At 70.0% G+C, this 17517-nt stretch carries 15 protein-coding genes; 12 read left to right on the top strand and 3 right to left on the bottom strand.

All coding sequences use genetic code 11. The features are described 5' to 3' along the window. Positions 1-5: 5 nt before the first annotated feature. Entirely contained in the window at positions 6-2960 is a 2955-nt protein-coding gene (locus DXK32_RS15060) for an FAD-dependent oxidoreductase (RefSeq protein WP_114859252.1), read from the bottom strand. Positions 2961-3099: 139 nt separating this feature from the next. Between DXK32_RS15060 and dapA the strand changes: the two genes are divergently transcribed. From dapA to DXK32_RS15005, 11 genes are all read left to right on the top strand, one after another. Continuing rightward, on the top strand, positions 3100-3993 hold the full coding sequence (dapA, locus tag DXK32_RS15055) for a 4-hydroxy-tetrahydrodipicolinate synthase (RefSeq protein ID WP_114859251.1): 894 nt from the start codon (positions 3100-3102) through the stop codon (positions 3991-3993). 34 nt (positions 3994-4027) lie between these two features. Then, complete coding sequence (locus DXK32_RS15050; protein WP_114859250.1) at positions 4028-4870, top strand: ABC transporter substrate-binding protein; 843 nt, start codon at positions 4028-4030, stop codon at positions 4868-4870. Positions 4871-4942: 72 nt separating this feature from the next. After that, positions 4943-5638: an amino acid ABC transporter permease gene (locus DXK32_RS15045; RefSeq protein ID WP_114859249.1), complete on the top strand. Its 696-nt coding sequence runs from the start codon at positions 4943-4945 to the stop codon at positions 5636-5638. Between the two features lie 10 nt (positions 5639-5648). Continuing rightward, positions 5649-6332, top strand: coding sequence for a GntR family transcriptional regulator (locus DXK32_RS15040; protein ID WP_114859248.1), 684 nt, complete (start codon positions 5649-5651; stop codon positions 6330-6332). A 145-nt stretch (positions 6333-6477) separates the two neighbouring features. After that, positions 6478-7902: a dihydropyrimidinase gene (hydA, locus tag DXK32_RS15035; RefSeq protein WP_094305874.1), complete on the top strand. Its 1425-nt coding sequence runs from the start codon at positions 6478-6480 to the stop codon at positions 7900-7902. 116 nt (positions 7903-8018) lie between these two features. After that, the gene (locus DXK32_RS15030; protein WP_114859247.1) at positions 8019-8435 is read left to right on the top strand and encodes a DUF3830 family protein; all 417 of its coding nucleotides are present in this window, start codon (positions 8019-8021) and stop codon (positions 8433-8435) included. Between the two features lie 217 nt (positions 8436-8652). After that, positions 8653-9228, top strand: a complete 576-nt coding sequence (locus DXK32_RS15025; RefSeq protein WP_114859246.1) for an RNA polymerase sigma factor — start codon at positions 8653-8655, stop codon at positions 9226-9228. Then, positions 9225-10262, top strand: coding sequence for a FecR family protein (locus DXK32_RS15020; RefSeq protein WP_247877167.1), 1038 nt, complete (start codon positions 9225-9227; stop codon positions 10260-10262). Before DXK32_RS15025 ends, DXK32_RS15020 begins: the two co-directional genes overlap by 4 nt. A gap of 202 nt (positions 10263-10464) precedes the next feature. After that, complete coding sequence (locus DXK32_RS15015; protein ID WP_247877166.1) at positions 10465-12942, top strand: TonB-dependent siderophore receptor; 2478 nt, start codon at positions 10465-10467, stop codon at positions 12940-12942. Next, entirely contained in the window at positions 12939-13229 is a 291-nt protein-coding gene (locus DXK32_RS15010; protein WP_114859243.1) for a hypothetical protein, read from the top strand. Before DXK32_RS15015 ends, DXK32_RS15010 begins: the two co-directional genes overlap by 4 nt. Then, on the top strand, positions 13226-14770 hold the full coding sequence (locus DXK32_RS15005) for a PepSY-associated TM helix domain-containing protein (RefSeq protein ID WP_114859242.1): 1545 nt from the start codon (positions 13226-13228) through the stop codon (positions 14768-14770). Before DXK32_RS15010 ends, DXK32_RS15005 begins: the two co-directional genes overlap by 4 nt. A 40-nt stretch (positions 14771-14810) precedes the next feature. Here the strand turns inward: DXK32_RS15005 and DXK32_RS15000 are convergent, their stop codons facing one another. Continuing rightward, positions 14811-15017, bottom strand: a complete 207-nt coding sequence (locus tag DXK32_RS15000) for a hypothetical protein (RefSeq protein WP_114859241.1) — start codon at positions 15015-15017, stop codon at positions 14811-14813. Positions 15018-15332: 315 nt separating this feature from the next. On the opposite strand from DXK32_RS15000, the gene DXK32_RS14995 reads away from it, so the two are divergent. Further along, on the top strand, positions 15333-15689 hold the full coding sequence (locus DXK32_RS14995; RefSeq protein WP_162801185.1) for a helix-turn-helix domain-containing protein: 357 nt from the start codon (positions 15333-15335) through the stop codon (positions 15687-15689). A 61-nt stretch (positions 15690-15750) separates the two neighbouring features. Here DXK32_RS14995 and DXK32_RS14990 read toward each other — a convergent pair whose 3' ends face one another. Then, positions 15751-17049: a plasmid replication protein gene (locus tag DXK32_RS14990; protein ID WP_114859239.1), complete on the bottom strand. Its 1299-nt coding sequence runs from the start codon at positions 17047-17049 to the stop codon at positions 15751-15753. Positions 17050-17517 lie beyond the last annotated feature (468 nt).

Genomic DNA, 17517 nt, shown 5'->3' with positions numbered 1-17517 from the left:
GGCGGTCAGCGGAACCGGTCGAGCAGGAAGGGCGTCGGGTCGATGTCGGTGCGGCCGTCCAGCAGCAGGTCGGCGGTCATGCGGGCGACGACCGGGGCCAGCGTGTAGCCGTTCGACGTCACCGTGTTGAAGAATCCGGGCAATCCCGGCACCGGGCCGATGATCGGCGCGCCGTCGATGTTGATGTTCATCGCCGCCCAGGCGCGCACCACATGCAGCCCGGCGATCTGCGGCAGGACATGGCGGGCGACCCACAGGTTGCCCTCGATGCTGGAGCGCGACACCGTGTTGAAGCGGCGCGCCGGGTCGAAGACGGCGGTCCAGGCGCCGCCGATGATCAGCCCGCCGGTGGCCGCCTGCTTCAGGCTGAGATGGCGGTCGGCGTGGGCGACGAGCTGGCTGACCAGCTTGGGCGCCGGCTCGGTGACGATCATCTGCAAGGGCGCGCTGTGCACCGGCACGTCGATGCCGACCAGCCGCCCGGTCTCGCGCGCCCAGGGGCCGCTGGCGTTGATGATCCGCTTGGCGCGGATGCGGCAGCGCGGAGTCTCCACCCGCCAGCCGCCGCCCTCGACCGCCGGAGCCGCGGCGATGCCGGTGACGTTGACCCCGCGCAGGAAGCGGGCGCCCTGGCGGCGCGCCTGCTCCAGCACGGCGTAGGTGGCGCGCAGCGGGTTGATCTTGCCCTCCTGCGGGGCGTATTCGGCGCCGACCAGATCGTGCGACAGGGCGGGGGCGAGACGGCGCAGTTCGGCGGCGTCGATGATGGCGTTCTCGACGCCGTAGCGCCGCTCCAGCGCCGCCTTGGCGCGCAGGAAGTCCATCCCGGCCGGGCTGTCGGCGACCATCAGGCCGCCGGTGACGGCCAGCTCGAAATCGACGCCGCAGGCGCGCTCCAGGTCGCGCCACAGCGCGATGGAGCGCGGGCCGAGCGCCAGAGTCGCCGCCGCCGGACCGCCGCCCGCCTCGGCCTTGGCGCCGAAGTCGAAGGACAGCAGCTGGACGTGCAGGCTGCCGGCGTTGGCCCCCGACGCCTGCAGGTTGGTGTCGCCGCGCTCGACCACCAGCACGTCGCGGCCGGCCTGGGTCAGGTAGTAGGCGAGGCAGGCGCCGACCACGCCGCCGCCGACGATCAGGATCTCGGCCTCCTGGTCGGGCAGCGGGCCGTCTTCCAGCGGGCGGGCGAGGTTGGGGGTGATGGCGCGCTGGTGACCGCCCCATTCCGGCTTCTCGAAGGCGAAGGCGCCGGCCGGGGTCGGCTTGGCCGGCAGGCGCGGCGCCAGATACTGCTCGGCGGCGCGCGGCCGGCCGGTGGCCTGCTCCAGCAGCAGGGCGGCGGTCGCGGCGCAGTAGCGGCCCTGGCAGCGGCCCATGCCGAGCCGGGTGTTGCGCTTCAGCGCGGCGAGGCTGTCATGGCCGGCGGCGATCTCGGCGCGGACCTGACCGAAGGTGACCTCCTCGCAGCGGCACAGCATCGCCTCGTCGGGCACGGCGTCGAGGCGCGGCGGCGGCGCCCGGTAGATCGACCACAGCGCGGCCTGGAAGGCCTCGGCCCGCCGCAGCTCGCTCCGCGCCCGCCGGCCCTGCTCCGGGTCGCTGTCGGGGAAGCCGAGCTGGGCGGCGACGGCGATCCCGGCGAGGGTTCCGCGCGCCTGCGCCACCTTCGACCCGCCGAGATCGACGCCGTCGCCGACCGCGAAGACGCCGGGCAGGCTGGTGGCGCCGTCCTCCGCCGTCTCGGTGGCGAGGTAGCCGAGATGGCGGTCGACCAGCCGATGGGCGCAGCCGAGCGCGCGGGCGATTTCGGTCGAGGGGATGAAGCCGTAGCCCAGGCACAGCGCGTCGGCGGGGACGGCGACCGCCTCGCCCAGCCGGGGGGCGCCGTCGGCACCGAGCGGGGCGTAGCGCACCTGCTCCAGACGCTCCCCACCCTCCGCCGCGACGACCCCGTGCGACCACAGCACCGGCACCCCGGCGCGGCGCAGCCGCAGCAGATAGCGGGCGCCGTCGCCGATCAGGCCGGGGGCCGAGCGCACCGCCGTCCACAGGGCGCGCCACTGGGCGGGCGACGGGCGCGGCGCGCTTTCCAGGACGGCGGCCACCGTGACGCCACCCTCCACCAGCTCGCAGGCCAGTTGCAGGTTCAGCGGACCGTTGCCGGCGATCACCACCCGCTTTCCGGGCGCCACCCGGTAGGCACGCGCCAGGGTCTGCCCGGCCCCGGTGGTCATCACGCCGGGCAGCGTCCAATCCGCGAAGGGCGCCGGCCGCTCATAGGCGCCGCTGGCGATCACCAGCCGGCGCGGCCGGTAGACGGTCTCGCGCCCGGCGACGACGGCGACCACCTCGTCGGGGGCGTGGGCGCCCCACACCGTCGCCTCCTGGACGATCGTCGCGCCGGCCAGCCGCGCCGCGTCGACCAGGGCGCGGCCGGCGCGGAACTGGCGGTCGGTCGGCCGGTCGGCGCGGTGCGACGGGGCGAGCGGCTTGAAATACTGGCCGCCGCTCTGCGGCCGCTCGTCGAGCACGACCACCTCGGCGCCGCGCCGCGCCGCCGCTTCCGCCGCCGCCAGACCGGCCGGGCCGGCGCCGAGCACCAGCAGGTCGGGCGTCCGTTCCTCCGGGGCAGCACCCTGCGGCGGCGGCACCAGCGGGGCCAGTGGATCGGCGGCGGTGCCGGCCGGCGGCTGCGAACGGACGACCTGCCCCTCGGCCACCTTGGTCAGGCAGGCGCGCTGGCTCGCCTTGCCGTCCACCGTCACCAGACATTCGAAGCAGGCGCCCATCCCGCAATAGAGGCCGCGCCGCCCGCCGTCGCGGGTGTGGCGGTAGGCGGCGATGCCGTGCGCCGCCAGGGCGGCCGCCACGGTCTCCCCGGCCAGCGCGGGAATCCGCTCGCCGTCATAGGTGATCTCGATGGGGGCGCCGTCGCGGCGGACGCTGGGATGGTCGAGGCGCATGGGCGGGCGGCTGTGTCCGGATTGCGGTGGAAAGCGGCATTTCGAGGGTGCGTCAAAATGCGCTGGATTCCTGTATACAGATAGTATACGAGTAGTATTTAGGCAAGTTCAAAAATTAGGCAGGAGCTTGGGGGAACCCATGACGGCATTGCGCGGCACCTACACGGTTCTCATCACCCCCTTCACCGCCGACGGTGGTGCTGTGGACGTTCCGGCCCTCAAGAAGCTGGTGAACTGGCAGATCGAGCAGGGCATCCACGGGCTGATCCCGCTCGGCAGCACCGGCGAGTTCCTGTCGATGACCCCCGAGGAGCGGGCCCAGGTCATCGAGATCTGCGTGCAGGAATCGGCGGGCCGCGTGCCCGTTCTGATCGGCACCGGCGCCGAATGGACCCGCGACGCCGTCGCCCACGCCAAGGAAGCCGAGCGGATGGGCGCCGACGGGATCATGGTGATCCCGCCCTATTACAGCTCCCCGACCCCCGACGAGCTGTTCGAGCATTACCGCCGCATCGGCGAGGCGATCTCGCTGCCGGTGATGATCTACAACAACCCGGCGACCGCCAACGTCGACCTCACCCCGCCGATCGTGGCGCGGCTGAGCGAGATCGACAACGTGCTCTACATCAAGGAATCGACGCTGGAGGTGACGCGGGTCCGCGACATCATCGAGCTGTGCGGCGACCGCATGACGGTGTTCGCCGGCATCCTCGGCTACGAATCCTTCTGGCTCGGCGCCCAGGGCTGGGTCGCCGTCTGCTCCAACCTGATCCCGCGGGATTCGGCCCGGCTGTTCGAGCTGGTCGCCGACCACAACGACAAGGATCAGGCGCTGGCGCTCTACAAGAAGATGCTGCCGATCGTCCGCTGGGTCGGCGGCCACCGCTACGTCGCCGCGTCGAAGACCGGGCTGGGCATGATGGGCCTTCCCGTCGGCGACCCGCGCGCGCCGCGCCTGCCGCTGCCGGCGGGCGACGCCGAGGCCCTGCGCGCCGATCTGGCGGCTTACGGGCTGATCAACTCCCTCGCCTGATCACTTCGCCTGAACACGAGAGAAGGTGACCACGATGACCATTCGTACGCTGCTGATCGCCGCCGGCCTGACCCTGCTCGCGCTGCCGGCCGCCGCCCAAACCGCCGCCCAAACAGCCGGCTGCAAGCCGGCGGTCGCCGATTCCGAGCTGGTCAAGCCCGGCACGCTGGTGATGTCGACCAACCCGACCCTGCCGCCGATGCAGTTCGTCGATTCCAACGGCCAGCTGAAGGGCATGCGCATCACGCTCGGCAACGAGATCGCCAAGCGGCTCTGCCTGACCCCGGAATATGTCCGCATCGAGTTCTCGGCGATGATCCCCGGTCTCCAGGCCGGCCGCTGGGACCTCATCAACACCGGCATCTTCTGGACCGAGGAGCGGGCCAAGATGATGCCGATGATCAACTATGAATCCCAGGCGATCAGCGTCTCGGTGTCCAAGGGCAACCCGCTGAAGATCACCAAGCCGGAGGATCTGTCGGGCCGCCCGGTCGGCGTCGAGCTGGGCGGCTTCGAGGAGCGCAAGCTGCGCGAGCTCGACAAGACGATTGTCGCCAAGGGTCTGAAGCCGATCGAGATCAAGACCTTCGACAACTTCGCCACGGCCTATCAGGCGCTGCGCGCCGGCCAGACCGAGGCGTCGGTGGCCATCGACCCGACGGCGGCCGAATACAGCAAGCGCGGCGACTTCGACCGCGCCCTGCACGGCCTGTTCCCCACCCCGGTCGCCCTGGCGATGAAGAGCAAGGCGCTGAGCGAGGCGGTGGTCGCCGTCCTCAACGACATGCAGAAGGACGGCTCCTACAAGGCCCTGATGGAGGAGTACGGCCTGCTGCCCAACGACGGCGCCTTCAAGGTCAACGGCCCCGGCATGTGAGTGGGTGCGGGCGGCGGCGGGGCGCGTCCCGGCCGCCGTCCGCGCGGCGGATAAGAACGAGAGGTTGATGGAATGACCAGCGGCTGGAACTGGGACGGCTTCTTCGACTACCTGTTCAACGGGTATCTGCTCAGCGGAGCGATCACGACCCTGTGGCTGACGCTGGCGGGCATCGCCGGCGGTCTGGTGGTCGGCTGCCTGCTGGCGCTGCTGCGGCTGTCGCCCTACCGCTGGGTGTCGGCGGCGGCGCAGGCCTACATCTGGGTGTTCCGCGGCACGCCGCTGCTGGTCCAGCTCATCATCATCTACACCGGCCTGCCGCAGATCGGCATCAAGCTGTCGGTGACGGAATCCGCGCTGATCGGCCTGATCCTCAACGAGGCCGCCTATCTGGCCGAGATCATCCGCGGCGGCATCCTCGGCGTCGCCGCCGGGCAGAGCAACGCCGGCCGTGCGCTCGGCCTGAACTCGGCCCAGGTGATGGTCTACATCGTGCTGCCGCAGGCCGTTCGCATCATCATCCCGGCGCTCGGCAACAGCGTGAACGGGCTGTTGAAGACGACCTCGGTCACCTCCGTCATCTCGATGGAGGAGCTGCTGCGCAGCACCCAGCTTCTCATCCAGGAACGCTTCATGGTGCTGGAGCTGTTCACGGTGGCCGCCCTCTACTACCTGCTGATGACCTCGCTGTGGGACATCGTCCAGCGCCGCATCGAGCGCCATTTCGGCCGCGCCTACCGCAACGTCGCCATCGTCGACGGCCAGTGAGGCCCCGCTCATGACCCCTCCCCCGGCCGACCCGCTGTTCCCCAGGCCCGCCAACCTCGGCGACCAGACCTACGGGCATCTGCGCGAGCTGATCCTCAGCCGCCAGATCCCCGGCGGCGCCGAGGTCCCGGAGGGGCGGCTGGCCGAGCGGCTGAGCGTGTCGCGCACGCCGATGCGCGAGGCGCTGGTCCGGCTGGTCGGCGAGGGGCTGCTGGAGCGCACCAGCGAGCGCAGCTACCGCGTCCGCGTCGTCTCGGCCCGCGAGTTCTTCGAGTGCATGCAGATGCGCGAGCTGCTGGAGTGCCACGCCATCGCGACGGCGGTGCCGCTGGTCGGCGACGCCGACCTCGCCGAGCTGCGGCGCGGGCTCGAATCGCTGGACGGCAGCGAGGACGACATGCAGCACTGGCTCTACGACAACCACTTCCATAGCTTCTTCGCCCGCGTCAGCGGCAACGCGACGCTGGCCGAGACCATCACGCGGATGCGCGTCGTCGCCCGCCTGTTCCGCATCTCCAGCGCCTTCCACCGCAAGGGCGAGATCGACACGGAGCACCGCGCGGTGCTGGAGGCGGTCGAGCGGCGCGACGCCGATGCCGCCAAGGCCGCCATGCTGGCGCATCTGCGCAACCTCCAGGACGACGCCCGCCACGCCATCGCCGCCGAGGCCAATCCGGGCGGCTATTTTTTGTAGCACCGACACGCCAATGAATTGGCGTGTCGTAGTGCGTTCAAACGCCACGCAGGCTTTTCCGCGCCCATGTGGGCGCGCCGCCGCAGTCGCGACGGTATAAACCAGCAACCGCAAAACCCGTCCTTCGGGACCGAGGGAGAGTTCCATGCCGCAGTTCGACACCGTGATCCGCCATGGCACGCTGGCCACCGCGTCCGACGTGTTCGCCGCCGACCTCGGCGTGATCGGCGGCCGCATCGCCGCCATCGGCACCGGGCTCGGGCCGGGCGCCCGCGAAATCGACGCGACCGGCAAGCTGGTGATGCCCGGCGGCGTCGACGGCCATTGCCACCTCGACCAGCCGACCAGCGACGGCTCGCAGTCGGCCGACGATTTCGAGACGGGCACGCGCTCGGCGGCCTGCGGCGGCACCACGACGGTCATCCCCTTCGCCTGCCAGTTCAAGGGCCAGTCGCTGCGCGACGCGGTGACCGACTACCACCGGCGGGCCGACGGCAAGGCGGTGATCGACTACGCCTTCCACCTCATCGTCAGCGACCCGACCGACCAGCTCCTCGGCCAGGACCTGCCGGCGCTGATCCATGACGGCTACACGTCGTTCAAGATCTACATGACCTACGACGACATGAAGCTGAACGACCGGCAGGTGCTGGAGCTGCTGAGCGTCGCCCGGCGCGACGGCGCCATGGCGATGATTCACGCCGAGAACGCCGACTTCATCGGCTGGCTGACCGACAAGCTGCTCGCCGCCGGCCACACCGCGCCGCGCTACCACGCCGATTCCCGGCCGATGCTGGTGGAGCGCGAGGCGACCCACCGCGCCATCGCCATGGCCGAGCTGGCCGACGTGCCGATTCTGATCGTCCATGTCTCGGGCCGCGAGGCGATCGAGCAGATCCACTGGGCGCAGGGCCGCGGCATGCGCATCTACGCCGAGACCTGCCCACAATACATGGTGCTGACCGAGCACGACCTGCACGGCCACGGCATGGAAGGGGCCAAGTGCATCTGCAGCCCGCCGCCGCGCGACAAGGCCAACCAGGCGGCGGTCTGGGACGCGCTGGCCGGCGGCACCTTCCACATCGTGTCGTCCGACCACGCGCCGTTCCGCTACCAGGACCCCAAGGGCAAGATGCTGCACGGCGCCAACACGCCCTTCAACTGGATCCCCAACGGCGTGCCGGGAATCGAGACGCGGCTGCCCATCCTGTTCTCGGAAGGCGTCAAGAAGGGCCGCATCAGCCTCCAGCGCTTCGTCGAGCTGTCCTCGACCAACCCGGCCAAGATGTACGGCCTGCACCCGCGCAAGGGCAGCCTCGCCATCGGCGCCGACGCCGACATCGTGATCTACGACCCGGACCGCAAGGTCACCATCACCAACGCCATGCTGCACCACAACGTCGACTACACCCCCTACGAGGGGCTGGAGGTGACCGGCTGGCCGGAGACTGTGCTGTCGCGCGGCGAGGTCGTGGTGGAGGGCGGCGCCTGCGTGGCGCAGCCCGGCCGCGGCGCCTTCCTGCGCTGCGACACGCCGGATCTGGCGCGCCCGAAGGTGGCGGCGGTCTGAGAAAGCACATTCTCCCCACGAAGCACTTTTCCCCCACCCTGAACCCTCCCCCGCCGGGCCGGAGAGGGTTAGGGTGGGGCCTTATAAGAACCCAGGACAACGAGGACCGCCACACCATGGACGCCCTGACCATCACCGCCGGCCCCTTCACCTTCGGCGCCCGCTTCGAGTCGGCGGCGGCGCCGAAGACCTGCGCCAAGTTCCGCAGCCTGCTCCCCTACGAGGGCCAGATCGTTCATGTCCGCTGGAGCGGCGAAGGCGTGTGGATTCCGCTGGGCGACACCGATTTCGGCCTCGGCTACGAGAACCACACCAGCCACCCGGCGCCGGGCCAGATCATCCTCTATCCGGGCGGCATCAGCGAGACCGAGATCCTGCTGGCCTACGGCGGCGTGCAGTTCTCCAGCAAGATGGGCCAGCTCGCCGGCAACCACTTCATCACCATCACCGACGGGCTGGAGAATCTGGCCGAACTCGGCAAGCGCACCCTGTGGCAGGGCGCGCAGCCCATCCGCTTCGAGCTGGCCCGCTGACCTACAGGGAACCGCCGTGCCCCGGTGCGCGGCGGTTCCACAGGCGGAACATATCATTGCGAATGATACGCATTCTAAGTATATTGCCGCCGCCATGAGCCGGTCATGGCGCGGCCACGCCGCTTTTCCGTGGAGCAACGGGGCGACGCCATGCCCGATCCGCATCGCAGGCCCGATCCGCACCGCGTGAAGGCGCCGGTTCCCCGTCCGGTGGTGCATGGCTGACACCGTCAAGCCGTCGCTCGACACGGTTTTCATGGGGCACCGGGGCACGCTGGTCCGTCTGCTCTCCCGCATGGTCGGCAGCGCCGCCACCGCCGAGGATCTGGCCCACGAGGCCTATCTCAAGGTGAGGGCGGCGGAACGCGACCGGCCGGTGGACCATCCCCTGCCCTTCCTGTTCCAGACGGCGCGCAATCTGGCCTTCGACCATCTGCGGCGGGAGCGCCGGCTCGCCGGGGTGGTGGTGCAGGACGTGACCGCCGAGGGGATGGAGGAGATCGCCGCCCCCCTGCCCTCTCCGGAAACCCAGGCCGGCGACCGCCAGCGGCTGGCCCGGATGAACGCCGCGCTGGCGTCCCTGTCGGAGCGGCAGCGCCGCATTCTTCTGCTGAACCGGATGGAGGGGCTGTCCCACGCGCAGATCGCCGAGCGGCTCGACGTCTCGGTCAGCACCGTGCAGAAGGACCTGAAGGCCGCCCTGCTGGCCTGCCTGGAGGTGTTCGCCCGGCTCGACCGGGAAGGATTGAGGGTTTCCGCCGGCCCGAACGTCTTACAAAGAGACAAACCGTGACGGCACCACCCGCGACGCCCATGCCTCCCTCCACGCCTGACGGCACCGACCCCTCCTTACCGCTGGAACAGGCGCTCGACTGGTTCCTCCGTCTGCAGGCGGAGGACGCGGGAGAGGAATGCCGGCGGGCCTGCGCCGACTGGTGCGCCGCCGACCCCCGCAACGCCCGCGCCTGGGCCCTGGCGCAGGACATGTGGGCCTCGCCCCTCCTCAGCGAAGCGCTGGCGGTCACGGCGGCTTCGGCCACCGCCGTTCCGGACAGCCCGCCCCGCCGCCACGCGCCCGCCGTTCCGCTCCGGCAACCACCCCGTTCCCGGCCGCTGGCGCGCCGGGCGATGGCGTGGGCGGCGGGCCTCCTGGTGGCGGTCGGCCTCGGTCTGGCCGCCGACCTGCCGCTGCGCCTGCAGGCCGACCACCGCACCGCGACCGGCGTGCAGGAGCGTCTGCAACTGGCCGACGGATCGCGGGTGCTGATGGACACCGGGACGGCGCTCGCCACCGACGTCGAGGGGGGCGAGCGGCGGACCCGGCTGCTGCGCGGGGCCGCCTTCTTCGAGGTGACGCCCGACCCCGCCCGTCCTTTCCGGGTCGCGGCCGGTCCCGCCGTGGTGACCGTGGTCGGCACCGCCTTCGCCGTCCGTTACCTCGACGACCGGGTGACGGTGACGGTGCGCCACGGCACCGTGGATGTGGCGCGGTCCGGCGGCCCCGCCGTGCGGCTGCGCGCGGGCGACGAGGTGGTGGTCACGGCGTCGGGAGTCGGCGCGGAGCACCCCGCCGACCTTTCCGCGGCGCTCGGCTGGGTCGATGGCCGGCTGGTCTTCGAGGATCGCCCCCTGGGCGAGGTTCTGGGCGAGCTGGACCGCTATTATCCGGGGCTGATCCTGGTTCCCGACGCCCTCGCCGACCGCCGGATCACCGGCAATTACCGGCTGGACGATCCGGTGCGGACGGCGACCGCCCTGGCCGGGCTGGTGCGGGCCGAGACGCTGCGGGTGTCCGACGCCCTGCTGATCCTGCGCCCGCGCCCCTGAGGCCACACCCCTGAGGCCACACCCCTGAGGCCACCGGCTTTTCCGGCCCGCGAAACCTCTCCAAAAAAAATTTCCGCTTTTCACGATGCCCGAACGTCAGGTCGGCACGGCTATTAGGAATGCGTCGCAATTGCAACAAGCGGCGCGCTCCGGCCGGTCGATACGTCGCGATCATGGGGAAAGCGTTACGATGGGTGCGGGGATGATGGATCGGGGTGCGCGGGGGCGTCGGGGGACGGCCCTGCTGCGGGCGGCGCTGCTGTCGTCGGCGGTGGCCGGTTTGGGTGTGGCGGCGGGAAGCACCGCCCTGGCGGCGCCGGCGACGACCGGCGGGCAGGTGGCCCAAGCGTCTGGACAAGCGGCGGGGCAGCGCTTCGACATCGCCCCGCAGGGGCTGGTGACGGCCCTAAACGCCTTCAGCACGGCCAGCGGCTGGGAGGTCGGCTTCCCGGCCGAGGTGGCGCGCGGCCTGACCTCGCCCGGCGTGTCGGGAACCATGAGCGCCGACGAGGCGCTGCGCCGCCTGCTGTCCGGCACCGGCGTGTCGTACCAGATGACCGGCCCCGGCCGCGCCGTGCTGTCGCGGCAGCAAGCCGGCGAGACGGTGCTGGACCCGGTGACCGTCGAGGGCACGCGCGAGCGGGCGACCGGCCCGGTCATGGGCTACGCCGCCCGCCAGAGCGCCACCGCCACCAAGACCGACACGCCGATCCTTGAAACGCCGCAGTCGATCTCCGTCGTCACCCGCGACCAGATGGACGCCCAGGCGGCGCGCAGTCTGGCCGACGTCCTGAACTACACCTCCGGCGTCACCACCGCCCGCAACGGCGGTTCCTCCTCCTTCGGCGGCGACGGCATCTCGGTGCGCGGCTTCGGCGGCAACGGCACCACCGGCGTGTCCTTCAACGAGTATCTCGACGGGCTGCGGATGAAGGGCAGCGGCTTCCTGACCTCCGGCATCGACCCCTACCTGTTCGAGCGGGTCGAGGTGCTGAAGGGCCCGGCCTCGGTGCTGTTCGGGCAGACCAGCCCCGGCGGTCTGGTCAACATGGTGACCAAGCAGCCCTCCCCCGACGCCCGGCATGAAATCCTGCTGCAAACCGGCAACCAGGGCCGCAAGCAGGCCGCGCTGGACATCGGCGGCGACGCGACCGGCGACGGCCGGCTCTCCTACCGCTTCGCCGGCGTCGCGCTGGACAGCGACACCCAGACCGACATCGCGGAGCGCCGCCGGCTGGCCGCCGCCCCGACCGTGACCTTCCGGCCGACCGACGACACCAGCCTGACCCTGATCGGCCTCTACCAGCGCGACAATTACGACGATTCGCCGCTGAACTACCTGCCGGCCCAGGGCACGGTGCTGCCCAACCCCAACGGCAAACTGCCGACCAAGCTCTTCACGGGCGATCCCAACTTCAACGACTGGGACCGCAAGACCATGAGCATCGGCTACCGCTTCGAACACCGGTTCGACGAGCGCTGGACGGTGCGCCAGAACGCCCGCTACCTGCACAACGACCTCGACCTCAAGCAGGTCTACGCGTCCGGCCTGCTGCCCGACCAGCGCACCACGCGGCGCACCACCTTCTCGGCCCGCGAGCGCGCCTACGACCTGACCGTCGACAACCAGGTCCAGGTGAAGGTCGACACCGGGCCGCTGCGCCACACCGTGCTGGCCGGCATTGATCACCAGCGGCTGCGCAGCGACACGCTGCGCGGGCAGGCGGCGGCGCCGAACCTCGACCTGTTCAACCCGGTCTACGGGCTGCCGATCGCCACCCCGCCGATCTACCAGAGCACCGCCACCCGCATCACCCAGACCGGCGTCTACGCCCAGGACCAGATCAAGTGGGGCGGGCTGGCCGTCCTGCTGGGCGGGCGCAAGGACTGGGCACAGACGCAGCAGCGCAACCGGCTGAACCAGGCGCGGACGTCGCAGCAGGACGACGCCTTCACCGGCCGTGTCGGCGCGCTCTACCTGTTCGACAACGGCTTGGCGCCCTACGCCAGCTATTCGGAATCCTTCGAACCGACCTCCGGCAGCGATTTCCACGGCAACCCGTTCGAGCCGACCACCGGCCAGCAGTACGAGGCCGGGCTGAAATACGAGCCGCCGGGCTCCCGCAGCCTGTTCACCCTGTCGGCCTTCACCATCACCCAGCAGAACGTCACCACCGCCGACCCGCTGCACACCAACTACAACATCCAGACCGGCGAGGTCCGTTCGCGCGGCTTCGAGGCGGAGGCGCGCGTCAGCCTCGCCGACGGGCTGAACGCGGTGGCCAGCTACACCTTCCTCGACGCCGAGGTGACCAAGAGCAACGGCGCCGACCGCGGCAAGCGGCCGGTCGCCGTGCCGACCCATTCGGCCTCGGCCTGGGGCGACTACACGGTGCAGGACGGCCCGCTGGCCGGCCTGGGCGGCGGCGTCGGTCTGCGCTACGTCGGCTTCACCTACGGCGATCCGGCCAACAGCTTCAAGGTGCCGGCCCACACGCTGGTCGACGCCGCCCTGCGCTACGACCTGTCCTATCTGAACCCGCAGCTTCAGGGCATTCAGGCGGCGATCAACGCCAGCAACCTCTTCGACAAGGAGTATGTCGCGGCCTGCTCGCGGGCGACCAACTGCTATTACGGCCTGCGCCGCACCGTGATCGGCTCGCTGAAGTATTCCTGGTGAGGCGAAAGACCGAGATCGCGCTGCGGGTCGTGACCGCCGTCGGCGGCGGCTACGCCCTGGCGGCGGGAACGGCGGCGGCGCTGTCGCTGGCGCTGCCGGCCGTGCAGGACCGGGCGGAGGCGGTGCTGACCGCCACCATGACGGCGCTGCTGCCCTGCGTCCTGACCGTGGTGATGGTCTTCGCCGCGGCCAGCGCCCGGCGCGCCCTGGCCTGGACCGCCGGCCTGACGGCGGCAATTTGGGCGGCGGTCTCACTGTTGAAAAGCATGACGGGAACCGGGGTATGAACGGCAGTTTCCGCCTGTCGATGACGTGGCTGCACAATTGGGGCGGGCTGGTGGTCGGCTGGCTGCTGTTCTGCGTCTTCCTGACCGGCACCACCGCCTACGCCCGCTTCGAGATCACCCGCTGGATGCAGCCAGAGCGGGTCGAGGCGACCAACAGCCCCGACGCGGCGGCGGCGGCGATCGCCAGCCTGTGGCGCGAGGCGCCGCAGGCGCGGCGCTGGCTGATCACCATGCCCGACGAGCGGCGGACCGCCACCCAGGTCTACGTCTACAACCCGCCGGGGATACAGCCCGCCTTCCGCAAATTGGCGCTGGAGCCGGACGGGCGCCCCTTGCAGGCGCGGGCGACCTTCGGCGGCGATTTCCTCTATTACTTCCACTTCGACCTGCGCGTTCCCGGCCTGGTGGGACGCTATCTGATCGGCGCCGCCGGGGTGGCCCTGCTGGTGGCGCTGATCACCGGCTTCGTCATCCACCGGCGGGTCTTCTGGGACTTCTTCGCCTTCCGCCCCGGACGGTCGCGCACGCGGCTGTGGATGGACGTCCACAACGCCCTGGGCATCATCGTGCTGCCCTACCACGCGCTGATCACCGTGACCGGGATGGTGCCGCTGATGCTGCTCTACATGCCCTGGGGCCTGCAGGCGGCCTTCGGCGACCGGCCGGCGGCCTTCAACACCGCCGTTTACGCCGAGCCACCGCCGACGGCCGCCGCGGGACGGGCCGCCCCGCTCACCGCCATCGAACCGCTGCTGGCGGAGGCGGCGCGGCGGTGGGACGGCGGACGGCCGGGATGGATCGTCATCGACAACCCGGGCGACGCCGCCGCCACCATCCTTCTCAAGCGCACCGATTCCGACCGGGTGGTGATCACGCCGGAAGCCATCCTGTTCGACGGCACGACCGGCGCAGTGCGCACGGTCTGGGAGGGGACGGGCGGAGCGGCGGCGACGCGGGCCGGCGCCTACGGCCTGCACATGATGCGCTTCGCCGACACGCCGCTGCGGCTGGCGATGATCCTGTGCGGGCTGGCCGGCACCGCGATGATCGGCACCGGGCAGGTCTATTGGATCATCAAGCGGCGCAAGCGGGAGGCGACCCCGTCCTTCGGGCTGCGTCTGGCCGATGGCGCCAATCTGGCGGTGATGGTCGGGCTGCCCATCGCCATCGCCGCCTATTTCTGGGCCAACCGGCTGCTGCCCGCCGGGCTGGCCGGCCGGGAGACCTTCGAGGCCCTCGCCTTCTTCGCCGCGTGGTTTCTCACGGCCTTGCACCCGGCGCTGCGCGGCGTCCAGCGCGCCTGGGGCGAGCAGCTGGCGGTGGCGGCTCTGCTGTGGGCCGCCCTGCCGCTGATGAACGCCCTGACCAGCAACGCCCATCTCGGGGTGACGCTGGCGCGCGGGCTGTGGGGTGTGGCCGGCATCGACCTGACCGCCCTGGCGACGGGCGGCCTGTTCGCGCTGCTGGCCCGGCGCCGCTTCCGCGGGGCGCGCCGGCGCAGCGACCGGCCGCTGCCCTCGGCATCGGCGCCCGCGTCGTGACCGGAAAAGGGGCGCGGCCCGACCGTCGCGCCCTGCCGGCTCACTCATACAGGCCGGCACCGAAGATGGCGATCTGCTGCGCCATGTGCCCCAGGCTGACGCCGGTCTCGTCGGCGCCATCCAGGGCCGATCCGATGTCGAACGGGTGGTCCGGAGCGATCACTCCGGCGGCGATCAGGTGCAGGCGAACGGCCTCGACAATGACGGTCGGGAGGGTGGCTGAAGCGGATTCGAGGTTCACAGTCATAATTTTCAGCCTCTCTATGAACAAGCGTCTCATACAAGGAATACAAACCTATCATAGAGCGGCCGACGTTGCACCCTTTAATGGTGCGAAAATTTTGCCTCCTCCCGCCGGGTCTGCTCGCAGACGGCGTTTCCCGATATCCACACGTCGTCCCGGCGGCGCCAACGATACGCGGCGGGGACGGTGCGGCTCCCGCCGATTTGTGCGCCAACGTCCCCTGACGACCGCTTTTTGATGTTGAAAGCGCCTCTCATGAGCGCATACTTAGTTACGAAGCGCTCACTGAGGCGCACTCCAACCCTGAGAGCAGAAATCATGGCCGACTTGAGGCATCTCACCCATCCGGGCGATATCGTTCGCGAACGCCGTGAGGAACTGGGGCTTTCGCAAGTTCAACTCGCCGGCCTCATTGGTTACAAGAATTCCAACTTCATCACGATGATCGAAAAGAAGCGCTCGCGCGTGCCGCTCTACACCGCGCCGAAACTCGCGCAGGTGCTGCGGATCGACCAGATGTGGTTCATCGAGCGCGTGATGTCCTTCTTCGACGAGGACGGCATGAATGAGAAGGAGACCTTCCGCGAGGCCGCCAAGGTCATCTTCGATCCGGAAAACATGCGGCGTTATGCGGACAGGAAGGACCAGGGCGCCATCGATCCCCGCCTCCCCTGACCCCGTGCCGGATCGGAGCCGGGACGACGCCACACCGACCCGGTCTTACTTGACCCCGGTCTTACTTGACGATGTCGAGCAGAGGCATCTGCCCGTCGCTTCCCTTCGGCAGCGCGGCCCGGCGGCGGCGGCGGCTCTGGCTGGCGGTTTCCGGGGAGACGGGAACGAAGCGCTTGGGACGACCGGCTTCATCGAGGTCGTCGTTGTTGACCACCAGGGTGAGTTCGCGCTCGTTGACCGAGCGCTCGGCGACCGCGCGACGGATCTGGTCGAGGAAGGACTGCGAGGGGTAGAGGTTGTACTCGACGTCGACGTACTTCCGCCCTTCCTTGATCTCTTCGATCTCGATGCGGTCGAGCGCCCCGATCTGGGTATCGGCGAGCGCCTTGACGACATCATGAATCCGCAGCCGCATGTCGCGGAACCGCGACCATTCCGCCATACCGGAATCACGGATGATGTCGCGGGCGGTGATCGGCACGACCGACTGCGAGGGGTCCTGCCGCAACGTCTCGGCGATGCGCTTGAACAGCCAGCGCGAGAACGGGTTGCGGATCTTCATCAGGGCTTCGTAGGAGATCGAATGCCAGTCGACGCGGCGGATCGCCTCGCGCAGCATCATGTTGAACTGCACGAAGGTTTCCGCATCGCCGCTCTCGTCATCGAGAATCGACGCGTCATCGGCGTCGTCCGTCTCGTTGGGACGCTGCCGCAGCCCGAGGCCGGCGAAAATGCCGGAGTCCATCATCACCTTGCGGCGACCGCGGCGCTCGATCTGGATCGTGCAGCGCCGCATGACCATCAGCGCTTCCTTGATCTCGGGAATGCTGAGGGTGTGCCGGACGGAGCGCAGTTCCTGCCAGATCTCGTAGAGGGAGAAGCGCAGGATCGCCTCTCCGTTGTCCACCGACAGGCGCGCCGGGTCCGAGGCCAGCTTGCGGATCACGTCCTCGATGATCTGTTCGCGCTCGCCCGGATAGGCGTCGATCTCCTCCACCACGTGGGCTCCGCTGGAATCGCGGACGAAACGGCCATCCCTGCCCTTCACCCGGCGCTGGATGCGCGCCGGCACGACCGTGAGGTGGTAGATCTGGTCGGCGAAGGAGAACTGGCGGTGGATCATCGGCAGGCGGTCGTCCTGGGCCGCGGGGTCCCTGGGCTCCAGATTGTGCGCCGCCTGTCCGTTGGCCTTCGATTCGGGGCTGTCGAACACGTATTTCGGGGCCAGATCGTACAGGGAGACCATGTTGACGCTGTGCCGCCGGCCCGTGGTGGCGTCGATGTGCTCGAACAGCGTGCCCTGGAGAGTCTGCCCCTGCGTCTCCGTACGGCGCTGCTTGACGACGATCTGCCCCGACATCTGGTGCCTCTCCGCAATCCTGAACACCAAGCCTATGCCGCTTCCGCCGTCCAACGCAACGACGTCGCGCACGGTTCCATAGGTGTCAGGCGCGCATCCGGTAGGTGTCAGGCGCGCTTCCATGAGGCGACAGGCGCGCAAGCAGTAGGTGCCAGGCGCGTTTGTCGGATGGCGGCCCGGCTTGGCTGCGAATCGGGCATCCGTCCCTCGGCAAGGCCGGGTGGTGGCCGACCGGTCATCGGCTGCGAAGCACAACCGTGGCCGACCGGAGTCCCGCTCCGGCTGCAACCGGGGCATCGGGTACGAGCGCGCCTGACACCTACTGGCAGGCCGCAATCGCGAAACGCGCCTGCCACCTAGAGAATCCGGCGATTCGAAACGCGCCTGACGCCTTCATAGCCCCCGGCGATTCGAACGCGCCTGCGTCCTACTGCAACACGCCGTCAAAGGCGCCTGTGACCTACAGGA

This window comes from Azospirillum brasilense (genome assembly GCF_003349955.1).
Lineage (GTDB): Bacteria > Pseudomonadota > Alphaproteobacteria > Azospirillales > Azospirillaceae > Azospirillum > Azospirillum brasilense_B.
Note: the sequence above shows the minus strand (reverse complement) of the source record. Positions and strands in the feature narration are given on the sequence as shown.